The sequence below is a fragment of the Pectobacterium atrosepticum genome, assembly GCF_000740965.1.
Taxonomy (GTDB): Bacteria; Pseudomonadota; Gammaproteobacteria; order Enterobacterales; family Enterobacteriaceae; genus Pectobacterium; species Pectobacterium atrosepticum.
In genome coordinates this window covers 1389437-1401883 of record NZ_CP009125.1, presented here as the reverse complement: position 1 = coordinate 1401883, position 12447 = coordinate 1389437, and the positions used below count along the sequence as shown (strand labels likewise).

General features: G+C 54.2%; 12 protein-coding genes. 11 read left to right on the top strand and 1 reads right to left on the bottom strand.

Annotated features, from left to right (window positions below; all coding sequences use genetic code 11):
* Window positions 1-7: 7 nt before the first annotated feature.
* Complete coding sequence (gene hydN, locus GZ59_RS06135) at window positions 8-553, bottom strand: electron transport protein HydN (protein ID WP_011092839.1); 546 nt, start codon at window positions 551-553, stop codon at window positions 8-10.
* 541 nt (window positions 554-1094) lie between these two features.
* Here hydN and GZ59_RS06130 point away from each other — a divergent pair.
* From GZ59_RS06130 to hycI, 11 genes are read left to right on the top strand one after another with little or no spacing between them, the layout of a single operon-like run.
* Entirely contained in the window at window positions 1095-1715 is a 621-nt protein-coding gene (locus GZ59_RS06130; RefSeq protein WP_039290696.1) for a 4Fe-4S dicluster domain-containing protein, read from the top strand.
* A 2-nt stretch (window positions 1716-1717) separates the two neighbouring features.
* The gene (hyfB, locus tag GZ59_RS06125) at window positions 1718-3733 is read left to right on the top strand and encodes a hydrogenase 4 subunit B (protein ID WP_039290693.1); all 2016 of its coding nucleotides are present in this window, start codon (window positions 1718-1720) and stop codon (window positions 3731-3733) included.
* Between the two features lie 10 nt (window positions 3734-3743).
* Window positions 3744-4694, top strand: a complete 951-nt coding sequence (locus GZ59_RS06120) for a respiratory chain complex I subunit 1 family protein (protein WP_039290690.1) — start codon at window positions 3744-3746, stop codon at window positions 4692-4694.
* Between the two features lie 18 nt (window positions 4695-4712).
* Entirely contained in the window at window positions 4713-6170 is a 1458-nt protein-coding gene (locus tag GZ59_RS06115) for a hydrogenase 4 subunit D (protein ID WP_039294787.1), read from the top strand.
* Between the two features lie 12 nt (window positions 6171-6182).
* The gene (gene hyfE / locus GZ59_RS06110) at window positions 6183-6833 is read left to right on the top strand and encodes a hydrogenase 4 membrane subunit (protein WP_011092833.1); all 651 of its coding nucleotides are present in this window, start codon (window positions 6183-6185) and stop codon (window positions 6831-6833) included.
* Between the two features lie 4 nt (window positions 6834-6837).
* A complete protein-coding gene (locus GZ59_RS06105) occupies window positions 6838-8451 on the top strand; it encodes a hydrogenase 4 subunit F (protein ID WP_011092832.1) in 1614 nt (537 codons plus the stop codon).
* A 13-nt stretch (window positions 8452-8464) separates the two neighbouring features.
* Window positions 8465-10174, top strand: coding sequence for a hydrogenase large subunit (locus tag GZ59_RS06100; RefSeq protein ID WP_373365828.1), 1710 nt, complete (start codon window positions 8465-8467; stop codon window positions 10172-10174).
* Window positions 10175-10184: 10 nt separating this feature from the next.
* Window positions 10185-10733 carry a hydrogenase 4 subunit H gene (gene hyfH, locus GZ59_RS06095; protein ID WP_039294784.1) on the top strand — a complete coding sequence of 183 codons (549 nt, stop codon included), beginning with the start codon at window positions 10185-10187 and terminating at the stop codon, window positions 10731-10733.
* Complete coding sequence (locus GZ59_RS06090) at window positions 10730-11509, top strand: NADH-quinone oxidoreductase subunit B family protein (RefSeq protein ID WP_011092829.1); 780 nt, start codon at window positions 10730-10732, stop codon at window positions 11507-11509. Before hyfH ends, GZ59_RS06090 begins: the two co-directional genes overlap by 4 nt.
* On the top strand, window positions 11502-11924 hold the full coding sequence (locus GZ59_RS06085) for a formate hydrogenlyase maturation HycH family protein (protein ID WP_011092828.1): 423 nt from the start codon (window positions 11502-11504) through the stop codon (window positions 11922-11924). The genes GZ59_RS06090 and GZ59_RS06085 overlap by 8 nt, the downstream gene beginning before the upstream one ends.
* Window positions 11925-11928: 4 nt before the next feature.
* Window positions 11929-12411 carry a hydrogenase maturation peptidase HycI gene (gene hycI / locus GZ59_RS06080; RefSeq protein WP_011092827.1) on the top strand — a complete coding sequence of 161 codons (483 nt, stop codon included), beginning with the start codon at window positions 11929-11931 and terminating at the stop codon, window positions 12409-12411.
* Window positions 12412-12447 lie beyond the last annotated feature (36 nt).

Sequence of the window (12447 nt, the reverse complement as noted above, 5' to 3'; positions counted from 1 at the left end):
GGTATCGTCAGAAATTCAGGATTTCAATCGAATTGAGCGCGGCACGGCGACGTTTTTCGACGTTCATGTATTCCAGCTTATCCCTGTCAATACTGACAATTGCGTTGGTCGGACAGACGTTGATACATGCTGGGCCTTCCGCATGGCCATCACAAAGGTCACATTTGTTGGCTTCCACCTTGTATGACAGGAAGGGTTCACCGGTGATCCTTTTCTTCATCACCGGGCGGGAAACCACTTCCATGACACCGTAGGGGCAGGCAACAACACAGGTTTTACAACCGATGCAGCGCGCCTGCTGGACATGTATGAAATCTTTTTCACGAGTAATCGCCCCATTCGGACAGACATTGGCACAGGGAGCATCTTCGCACTGCCGGCACATGACGGCCGTTGAGACATTCGCCCCTTTGATGACGTGAATGCGGGGTAAAAAGTTTTCCTGCGTCAGGGAGGCACAATCCTGCGCTTCCTGATGCGACACGACACAGGCCACTTCGCAAGTGCGACAGCCTATACATTTGCTCGAATCAACAATGACAAAACGGTTCATCATATTCTCCGACTACGAGGTTATTTTTTTAATCGTACTTAGTCAGGTATACATAAAACGTGCCAATTTATAATTATTTGTTTTTAATTGGTTTTTTTAAATAATCTTGTCAGGAAAAGCGATCTCGACACTTATGACGATGCGACCTGCAAGAATACAAGCAAAGAATAGGCTCCTGATTCATCCTGACCAATATCCATATTCTTTATGTGATTATTCATAATCCGGGTGTGAAAACGTTGACGCTTGTCAGGCTGATTTTATTTATCTTCACATTTTTGCAGAGTTTTTCTGTACTTCCCTGCCATAGGGAAACCACGCCACGGTTTTGCCACGCCATCAGCAATCGCCCCTCCCTTTTCACTGTCATACGCGTAGACAAAAGTGACGATATTCAAGGTATGACGTTCGACACTCGCGGCACCTCCCTTCCTAAAAAAACATAAGTCGTTGAATTAAAGCAAAATAAAATAATGGTACGAATTATGCTTATGGTACAGGTGATAATTTATTTTCCGTCGTCTGAACCTGAGGACTGAACATGAACCGCTTTGTTATTGCGGACCCCGAACTGTGTATCGGGTGTAATACCTGCATGGCCGGATGTACGTCAGTACATAAAGCACAGGGGTTACAGGGACTACCCCGGCTAACCGTGGTGAAAACCGAGGATAAAACCGCCCCGTTAATGTGCCGCCAGTGCGAAGATGCCCCCTGCGCCCGCGTCTGTCCGGTCAATGCTATTACGCATGAAAATGCCGCCATCGTGCTGAATGAAAGTCTGTGCATCGGCTGTAAACTCTGCGGGCTGGTTTGCCCTTTCGGCGCAATTACCCCGTCCGGCAGCACGCCGGTTAATACCCCAGCGCTGCTACAAAACATGATTCCCGAAGCGCTGCTGCGTGACGTTCCCGGTAGCGCGCCCGGAGCTAACCCTTTTATCGCCTGGAACGCCGGTATTCGCGCCATCGCGGTGAAATGCGATCTGTGTGATTTTCAAGATACGGGTCCTGAATGTATCCGGGTCTGTCCGACCAAATCCATCTCTCTGGTGGATAGCCAATCCATCAGTACCAACAGCCAGTCCAGACGTTTGAAAACCCTGCTGTCATCCTTTCATGAACAGGGTTTCATGTCCGTGCAACAGGAAGGGGACGAATAATCATGGATTCACTTCAGTTGCTTCAGTGGTCAGCGATCTGTTACCTCGCAGGCGCCGTGTTATCTCTGCTCATGGCGCGTAAAGAAAACGCGTCAATCATCATCGCCGCCATTACCGCCATCTGCGGTGGCGTACTGGGATTATGCAGCGCCGTGCCCGTATTGTTGAGCGGGCAGATTCAGCTATACGCTACGCAGGGCCTATTTCACTTTGCTGCCTTTACTGTGCGTCTCGATATGTTGGCCGCCTTTATGGTGACGGTCATCTCGCTGCTGGTCACAGTCTGCTCGCTCTACTCCATCGCCTATGTCCGTGAATATATAGGACGAGGCGCCGGCAGTATGGGGGGCTTTATGAATCTGTTTATCGCTTCCATGGTGGGTCTGGTCGTGATGGATAATGCGTTCTACTTCATCATCCTGTTTGAAGCCATGTCGCTAGCCTCCTGGTTTCTGGTTATTTCTGAACAGGATCGTGAATCCGTCAGCGCAGGCCTGCTCTACTTCTTTATCGCCCATGCCGGATCGGTGCTGATCATGATCGCGTTCTTCCTGATGTGGAGAGAAAGCGGCAGCCTGGATTTTGCGGCATTCCGCCGATTATCGCTCTCCCCAGTGCTGTCTTCGGTCGTCTTCCTGCTGGCCTTTTTCGGTTTCGGTGCCAAAGCGGGCATGCTGCCATTGCACAGTTGGCTACCGCGCGCCCATCCCGCGGCGCCGTCTCACGCCTCTGCGTTGATGTCCGGCGTCATGGTGAAAATAGGTATCTTCGGCATCATCAAAGTGGGTATCGATCTGCTGGCGGCGCCACAGCTGTGGTGGGGGATTGTGGTACTGGCGTTCGGATCCATTTCCGCCGTACTGGGTGTGTTGTATGCGCTGGCAGAACACGATATTAAGCGCCTGCTGGCCTGGCATACCGTCGAAAACGTCGGGATCATTTTGATGGGTGTTGGCGTAGGGATGGTTGGCATCGCCACTCAGCATCAGGTATTAGCGACGCTCGGCTTGCTGGGGGCGCTCTATCACCTGCTGAATCACGCTGTGTTTAAAGGGCTGCTGTTTTTAGGCGCGGGTGCCGTCATCTACCGCCTGCATACCCGTGATATGGAAAAAATGGGCGGCCTCGGCAAACTCATGCCCAAAACCGCATTGGCCTTTCTGATTGGCTGCATGTCCATCTCCGCCCTGCCGCCGCTCAATGGCCTTATCAGTGAATGGTACACCTACCAGTCACTGTTCAGCATGAGCCACGACGGCAATGTTCTCATGCGCCTCAGTGCACCCGTAGCCATTGTGATGCTGGCCATCACGGGGGCATTAGCCGCGATGTGCTTCGTCAAAGTCTATGGCGTCAGTTTTTGCGGCGCGCCACGTAGCGAGGAAGCCAGTCAGGCCCGAGAAGTACCGTGGCAAATGACGTTATCCATGTTGCTGCTAGCACTGTGCTGCGTAGCGCTAGGCCTTGGTGCAAGCAAGGTAGCGCCCATTATTGCTCAGGTTGCGATGTCGCTGAGCGGTGCTCAGGACGTGGCAGTCGCTCAGGGAAACTTGCTGATTCCGGCTCAGGCCGAGCAGGCGATGTTCTCCCCTGCGCTCGTCTTTATCCTGCTCATCGCGTTGCCGGTGCTGCCGCTGTTGATCTGGTTATTCCTGAAAGGTAATCGTCCCGCGTTTCGCCGCCATGGTGACCCATGGGCGTGTGGTTACGCCTGGGAACCGCAGATGGCCGTCTCGGCCAGCGGCTTTACGCAACCGCTGCGCGCGATGTTCGGCGGGCTCTATCGCATGCGCCAGCGGCTTAATCCAGCTCCTCAGCTATCCAGAGCGCTACAAGGCATCACTCAGGGAGCCACCATCATCGAACCGTTCTGGGATGAAAAAATTATTTACCCGTTGGTGCGTCTGGTACGGCGTATCGGTGCACAGCTACAGCGGTTACAGGGCGGCGACTTCCGCCTCTACTGTCTGTACGTGGTTGCGGCACTGACCGTACTGCTGTTGATTGTCGCGGTGTGAGGGAAAGATCATGACGATGCAAGAAACTCCGTCGCTAATGATGGGTATCTTTGCGCTGATACAGGCAGGGATCCTTTTGTTACTGACACCTTTATTTACCGGTATTTCCCGCCAGATCCGCGCCCGCATGCACTCACGCCGTGGGCCGGGCATCTGGCAAGACTACCGCGATATAGTCAAACTGCTCGGACGTCAGGACGTCGCTCCGGCGCAATCCGGCATAATCTTTCGCGCAATGCCCTGGGTGTTACTGGGCAGCATGTTACTGATTGCAATGACGCTACCAGTATTGACCCGCACGTCACCCTTTGGCGGTGCGGGTGACATCATCACCCTACTGTATCTGTTTGCGCTGTTCCGTTTCTTCTTCTCCCTATCCGGTCTCGACACTGGCAGCACCTTCGCGGGTATCGGTGCCAGTCGTGAACTGACGCTAGGCGTGTTGGTTGAACCGACACTCATTCTTGGCCTGTTGGTTGTCGCCCTAATAGCGGGTTCCACAAACATCGGGACTATCAGCGCCACGCTGACGGACGCTTGGGTCTCACCGACGGCAACGCTGCTGGCACTGCTGGCCTGCGGCTTCGCCAGTTTTATCGAGATGGGAAAAATCCCGTTTGACGTGGCAGAGGCGGAGCAGGAATTGCAGGAAGGGCCGCTGACCGAATATTCCGGCTGCGCTCTGGCGCTGGTGAAGTGGGGCATTGGCCTGAAGCAGGTGGTGGTTGCCGCACTGTTTCTGGCTGTGTTTATGCCATTCGGTAAAGCATCGGAGATCACCGCAGGCTCCCTGCTGCTAGCGCTTGTCCTGATGCTGATCAAACTGCTGGTGATTTTTGTACTGGCGTCGCTATTTGAAAACAGTCTGGCCCGCGGACGCTTCCTGCTGACCCACCGGGTCACCTGGGTAGGATTTGGCGTTGCCACGCTGTCATTTGTGTTTTATCTGACCGGTCTGTAAGGAGTCTGAAAAATCATGATGGAAAGTTCATCCTTTATGACCAATACGGCCCTCGCAACGTTGTTACTGCCATTTATTGGCGCGTTGCTGACGGCATGTTCGCCGAAGCGCAACGCGAAATGGCTTTGCACAGGGTTCGCTTTGCTGGCGACGCTTGGCACTCTGGTGCTGGGCTGGGGCTTTCTGGCACACGGGAAAGTCGCCGTCACGCTTCCCCTTCTGAGCTATGGCAACGTGGCGCTGTTTGGTTTTACGGTCGACCGCATCAGTACGCTGATCGTTTTTGCCGTCGTCTTCCTCGGCCTACTGGTCAGCCTCTATTCAATAGGCTATCTGAATACAGGCAACCGCGAACATCCGCATGAGGGAACCAATCGCTATTATGCTTTCCTGCTGATCTTCATTGGTGCCATGGTTGGGCTGGTCATGTCCTCCACGATCCTCGGCCAGTTATTATTTTTTGAAATAACGGGTGGCTGCTCGTGGGCGCTGATTGGCTACTATCAGACGGCAAAGTCACAGCGATCAGCGTTGAAAGCGTTGCTGATAACTCACGTCGCCTCTCTGGGCCTGTTTATTGCCGCCGCCATGCTGTTTATCTCAACGGGTACGTTTGCGTTGAGTGCCTTGTCCCAGCTTAGCGGCACCCCAGCGCTGCTGGTGTTCGGCGGTATTCTGTTCGCGGCCTGGGGCAAATCGGCCCAGTTGCCGTTACAGGCGTGGCTACCGGATGCCATGGAAGCACCGACGCCAGTCAGTGCCTATCTGCACGCCGCCTCAATGGTGAAAGTCGGGGTATATATCTATGCCCGCGCGATTGTTGAATCTGGGCATATCCCGCTGGTGATTGGCTGGGTAGGCATTGGCATGGCCACGTTGACTATCGTCTACGGTTTCCTGATGTACCTGCCGCAGAAAGATATGAAACGCCTGTTAGCGTGGTCCACCATCACCCAGTTGGGCTACATCTTCCTTGCTTTATCCATCGCCATTTTTGGCTCCCGTGAAGCCTTTGAGGGTGGGATTGCCTACATTTTCAACCACGCCTTTGCGAAGAGCCTGTTCTTCCTAGTGGCAGGTTCCCTCAGCTACTGTTGCGGCACCCGCCTGTTACCGCGTTTACGCGGCGTGATCAACAAAATGCCCATCGTGGGTATCGGTTTCTGTATCGCGGCACTGGCTATCGCCGGCGTTCCGCCGCTTAACGGCTTTTTCAGCAAATTCCCCATCTTTGCAGCAGGGTTCGCCATGTCTCACGAATTCTGGGTAATGACGCCGCTGATGGTGTTGGTGCTGATCGAGTCTGTCGCCAGCTTCGCCTGGCTTATCTACTGGTTCGGCCAGGTTGTCCCCGGAGAACCGAGTGAAGAACTGGTTCAGGCTTCACCGCTGCCCATAACGATGCGACTGGTACTGTTGGTACTGATCGTGATGTCGTTCTGTTCCAGCGTCATTGCCGTAATCTGGCTTGGATAAGGGAGATTGATTATGACCGGTTCACTTATCGTCAATAATCTGGCGGGGCTGATGATGTTCACCTCGCTGATGGTCATCGGCGTAAAACGTCCTACGGCGTCCTGTTGGCTATATTCACTTCAGGCGCTGATACTGGTACTGCTGTTTTTAACGCTGTCTTATACGCTGGACGCCCACGAATTGAGGACATGGGCCATTAGCGCCTTTTTTACGAAGGTTGTACTCGTCCCCGCCATCCTGTATTTCGCCTTTCGCACCATGCGCGATCCCGCCCACGAAGGCAGTGTGATAAGCCTTCCGGTACTGATGATCCTCGCCGCCGCCATCGTCATCCTGTGTTGGTTTGTCGCTGAACCCGTTCAGCTACCGCTGCTTGCGACGCTGAAACCCGCGCTGGCGGTTTCGCTCGGCCATTTTATGGTGGGCCTGCTCTGCATCGTCACACAGCGCAACATCCTTAAACAGGTATTTGGCTATTGCCTGATGGAGAACGGCTCGCATCTCACTCTGGCTCTGCTGGCGAGTAAGGCACCAGAGCTAGTGGAAATTGGTATCGCCACTGACGCAATCTTTGCCGTCATCATCATGACGATACTGGCCCGTAAGATCTGGCGCACTCTCAATACGCTGAGTGTCGACCAACTGACCGCGCTGAAGGGGTAATAGGATGAGCGATACATCCGTACTTTTATTGCTGCTGCTAACACCACTCGGGATCTCCGTGCTGAATTTTAGCTGCCATCTGGCGGGATCTGCCGCACGAAGATTGGTCACAACACTGCATGCTATCGGGATTGCGGCGCTGTTAGTGGAATCGCTGTGGGTGGTTTCCCTGATTTATTATCACGGTGACATTCTGGCTGCGCACAAATGGTTGCATATGGATGCCCTGAGCCTCCTGTTTTTGGCCATTCTCGGTATAGTCAGCTTTATTACAGGGCTGTACTCCATCGGATATATGCGCCATGAAGTGGACGATGGCGAGGTGTCCGTTTCTGGGTTGTGCAACTATTACGGCTTCTTCCATCTGTTCGTATTCACCATGTTGCTGACCATCACCAGTAATAATCTGATTATGATGTGGGCTGCGGTTGAGGCCACCACGTTAAGTTCCGCCTTTCTGGTCGGTACCTACAATCAGCGCTCCTCTCTGGAAGCCGCGTGGAAATACATTATCATCTGTTCCGTCGGGGTCGCATTTGGCCTGTTCGGTACTATTCTGGTTTACGCCAACGCCACCAACATTCTGGCCAACCCAGACGACGCCATTTTCTGGACCGATGTTCTGCAACATGCCGCCCTATTGGATCCGGTATTGATGCAATTGGCGTTCGTGTTTGTTCTGATTGGCTTTGGTACTAAAGCAGGCCTGTTTCCTATGCACGCCTGGTTGCCGGATGCGCACAGCGAAGCGCCAAGTCCGGTTAGCGCCCTGCTATCTGCAGTGCTGCTGAACTGCGCATTACTGATCATTCTCCGCTACAACATCATTATTAACGGCACCATCGGCAACCGCTTTACCAGCACACTGCTTATCGTTTTCGGCCTGCTTTCTATTGCAGTCGCGGCATTCTTTATTCTGGTACAAACCGACATAAAACGTCTGCTGGCCTACTCCTCGGTAGAGAATATGGGGCTTATCGCCGTGGCATTGGGGATTGGCGGTCCGCTGGGCGTACTGGCTGCGATGCTTCATACCCTAAACCACAGTTTGGGCAAAACCTTGCTGTTCTGCGGTTCCGGTAATGTCCTGCTGAAATACGGCACGCGTGATATTACCGTCGTCAAAGGCATGCTGAACGTCGTGCCCTTCTCCGCCGTGCTGATGACTGGCGGTGCGCTGGCGCTGGGTGGAATGCCCCCTTTCAACATATTCCTGAGCGAGTTCATGACCGTGGTCGCGGCGCTGAGCGCCGATCATTTCTGGCTGACCCTCGTTCTACTGCTGTTGTTAACGCTGGTGATGGGAGGACTGGTGCGCATGATCTCGGCCATCATTTTTGGTTCCGCGCCGCAGCAGGTCAGCCGAGGTGAACTCGGGCTTCTCACCACCTTGCCCATGGCGATCCTGTTAGTGCTCATGCTGATCATGGGAACCTACATTCCACATCCGGTAGTACAGATGCTCGAAAACGCGGCAAGCGTCGTGCTGCAACGCGACAGCCGTGCCGTACAGCCGCATTACACCTGGCCCTGGGCAAGTGGTTCCGATAATACCGTGAGTACCGCTGGCCGCCGTGCTGTTAATACCTCATCAGGAGAGAAAAGTGACTTACGATAATCACGTCAGGGCCATTCAGAGCGACCAAAAACTGGGGGGGAACTACCTGGCACAAATTCGCCAAAAATTCCCGGCGGCGGTACTCGATGAGGAGTGGCAAACTCACGATCAACTGACTATTACGATAAAAACCGAGTCGCTGCCAGACGTCGTAGAGTTTATTTATTACCCGTTAGGCGGCTGGCTGCCGGTGCTGTTTGGCAACGACGAACGAACATTAAACGGTAATTACGCGGTCTATTATGCGCTCTCCATGGAACAGGGCGAGAAGTGCTGGATCGTGGTTAAGGCGTATGTGGATCCCCTGACGCTGGAATTCCCCTCCGTCACCCCGCGAGTTCCCGCCGCCGTCTGGGGGGAGCGCGAAATTCGAGACATGTACGGCCTGATACCCGTCGGGCTACCGGATGAGCGCCGTCTGGTGCTGCCGGATGACTGGCCCGACGATCTCTACCCGCTGCGTAAAGACACCATGGACTATCGGCTACGCCCAGAGCCAACGACCCAAATTGAAACCTATCAGTTTAAAAATGAAGGCGGCAGCGAGGCACGGATCGTCCCCGTCGGTCCGCTGCACATTACCTCAGATGAACCGGGCCACTTCCGCCTGTTTGTTGACGGAGAACGTATTGTCGATGCGGACTACCGCCTATTCTATGTCCACCGCGGCATGGAAAAACTGGCGGAAACCCGCATGGGCTATAACGAAGTGACCTTCCTGTCTGATCGGGTATGTGGGATCTGTGGTTTCGCGCACAGCGTGGCTTATACCTCCTCGGTGGAGAACGCACTGGGCATCTACGTGCCACCGCGCGCTCACGCTATCCGCAGTATATTGCTGGAAGTGGAGCGCCTGCACAGCCACCTGCTCAATATCGGGTTGTCCAGCCACTTTATTGGCTTCGATACTGGGTTTATGCAGTTCTTCCGAGTCAGAGAGAAATCCATGGCGCTGGCGGAGTTGCTAACTGGCGCGAGGAAAACCTACGGACTCAATTTGATCGGCGGTATCCGCCGCGACATCCTGAAAGAACAGCGTCAGAAAGGGATCAAACTGGTCCAGGAAATGCGGGCCGAAGTGACCCAACTGGTCGATATGCTGCTCAACACACCCAATATGGAGCAACGTACCCAGGGCATCGGCCTGCTGGATCGTAAGATCGCGCGTGACTACAGCCCGGTTGGCCCGATGATTCGCGGCAGTGGTTTTGCCCGCGATATGCGTTTCGACCATGATTACGCCGGCTACAGCGCACTGCCGAAAACGCTGTTCACACTGGACGGCTGCGATGTGTTCTCCCGCGTAATGGTACGGGTGCAAGAGACGCTGGAATCTTTGTCCATGGTGGAGTTCGGTCTGGATCACCTGCCGGAAGGTCCCCTGTTAACCGAAGGATTTACCTACCGACCGTATAAGTTCGCACTGGGCTATACCGAAGCCCCGCGCGGAGAAGACGTGCACTGGAGCATGCTAGGCGACAACCAGAAACTGTTCCGCTGGCGCTGCCGCGCGGCAACTTACGCCAACTGGCCGGTACTGCGCTATATGCTGCGCGGTAACACCATCTCCGATGCGCCGCTTATTATCGGTAGTCTCGATCCCTGCTATTCATGCACCGACCGCGTTACGCTGGTGGACATTAAAAAACGCAAATCCACTACGGTGCCTTACAAAGAGATCGAGCGTTACAGCATTGAGCGTAAGAATTCGCCGCTGAAATGAGGGATGAATGATGCTGAAATTATTTAAAACCATCTGGCAGGCTGGCGATGTCACCGTCAAATACCCGTTTGCGCCTCTGGAGGTTTGCCCTGGATTTCGCGGTAAACCGGAATATGACGCCCAGCAATGCATCGCCTGCGGTGCCTGCACCATCGCCTGCCCAGCCAACGCGCTGACCATGGAAACCGACATTGAGACAGGTGCCCGCACCTGGCAGTTGTTTCTTGGGCGCTGCATCTTTTGCGGCCGCTGCGAAGAAGTGTGCCCGACCCGCGCCATTCAGCTATCAGCAGATTTTGAACTGGCCGTAACCCACAAGCCAGACTTATACACCCGAGCCACCTTTACTCTGCTGAAGTGCCGAGTGTGCCGTCAGCCCTTCGCCGCAGAGAAATCGGTGGAGTATGCCATGGCGCTGCTGGCCCATTCCGGTATTGATGCTGAGAGCATAGAAGAAATGCGACCCCAGTTTGAAACCTGTCCGGCCTGCAAACGTGAACAAAGTCTGAATCATCACGGTCGCACCAATCTGAGTTATCACATTGGAGAGGCAAAATGAGCCAGCCAGAAATGAAAATAAACCATCATGTCAGCCAACCCATTACCCTCGATGAGCAGGCTGCCCAGTTGAAAGGCCGTTTGCTGAAAGATATTCAGCGTTCGGCTTACGTCTATCGCGTTGACTGTGGTGGCTGTAACGGTTGCGAAATCGAAATTTTCGCCGCGATTACGCCCCTCTTTGATGCCGAACGTTTCGGTATAAAAGTGGTAGCCTCGCCGCGTCACGCCGATATTTTACTGTTTACTGGCGCGGTCACCCGCGCAATGCGGGTTCCCGCCCTACGAGCCTATGAATCTGCGCCGGACCCTAAAATTTGTATCTCCTACGGGGCGTGCGGCTGTGGCGGTGGCATTTTCCACGACCTGTATTGCGTATGGGGCGGCAGTGAAAGCATTGTCCCTATCGATGTCTGGATCCCTGGCTGCCCGCCGACACCCGCCGCGACGATCCACGGCTTTGCCGTAGCACTCGGCCTGTTGGAGCAAAAACTGAAAGGGCAAGACCACATTCAGTTGCCAGGAGAGCGTGCGGAAACTCTGCTGCCCACCATACCGCTGGCGACACGCGTTATGGTTGAGCGGGAGGCCCGTCGACTGGCTGGATATCGGAAAGGCCGCGAAATCAGCGATCGGTTACTGACTCTGCTAGCGGGTTCCGACCTCTCCACTGCCGCCAAAAAACTGGATGTCTGGCTCAGCGAGGAAAACGACCCGCGCCTGCGTGAAATCGTACAGTGCCTGACGCAGCTATTGCGGGAGGCACCGAATGTCTGAAGATCAGGTTATCTTTTGGTCGCTGCGCCAGAAATTTCTCGACAGCGAATCCGTGCCAGAACAGCCCCAGCAGGTGATGTATTACTCACTGGCGATTGGCCATCATGTCGGCGTGATCGATTGCCTGAAAGCCGAGCTGACCTGCGATCTCGATCGCTATCCGCAGTGGACAGCCATGCTCGGCACCGGAGACGCACAGCGCAAAATGAACGGTCTGTTGACCTTCGGAGAAATTTATATCGATAGCACGCACGTCGATATGCTGGCCCACGCGCTGGCCCCGTTGGCGCAAACCGGGCAGTTGGAGCCGTTTCAAACCTGGAGTACCACACTACTGCGTCTGCTGGCAGAAATTCAGCAAGAGCCTGCTATTTATCTCATCGTAAAAAAACAGATTGCCAATAAAGTAGGATGAACCGATGACCAATACCACACCTGATATCCTTCTGACCGTCGGTAACAAAATGATGGGTGACGACGGTGCCGGCCCGCTGCTTGCGGAAATGATGGCGGCCGGCCCGATTACGGGCTGGATTCCCATTGATGGCGGTGCCACGCCGGAAGATATGACGCATCACATTCAGGCATTACACCCCGATCGGGTACTCATTGTGGATGCTGCCGATATGGGGTTAATGCCGGGCGACATACGTCTTATCGATCCAGACGACATTGCCGAAATGTTTATGATGAGCACGCACAACATGCCGCTTAACTTTTTAATCGAGCGGTTAAAAGAGACGGTTCCAGACGTCATTTTTCTGGGGATTCAGCCAGATATTGTTGGGTTCTGTTACCCGATGACGGAAAAAATCAAACAGGCAGTGGAAACCGTGTATCGGAAACTGCCTGAATGGGAAGGTAACGGCCCGTTTGCGCAGCTCACGGTTGAAGAAGCCTAGCCTGCTAACACGATGCCGGAGCAACGCTCCGGCAAT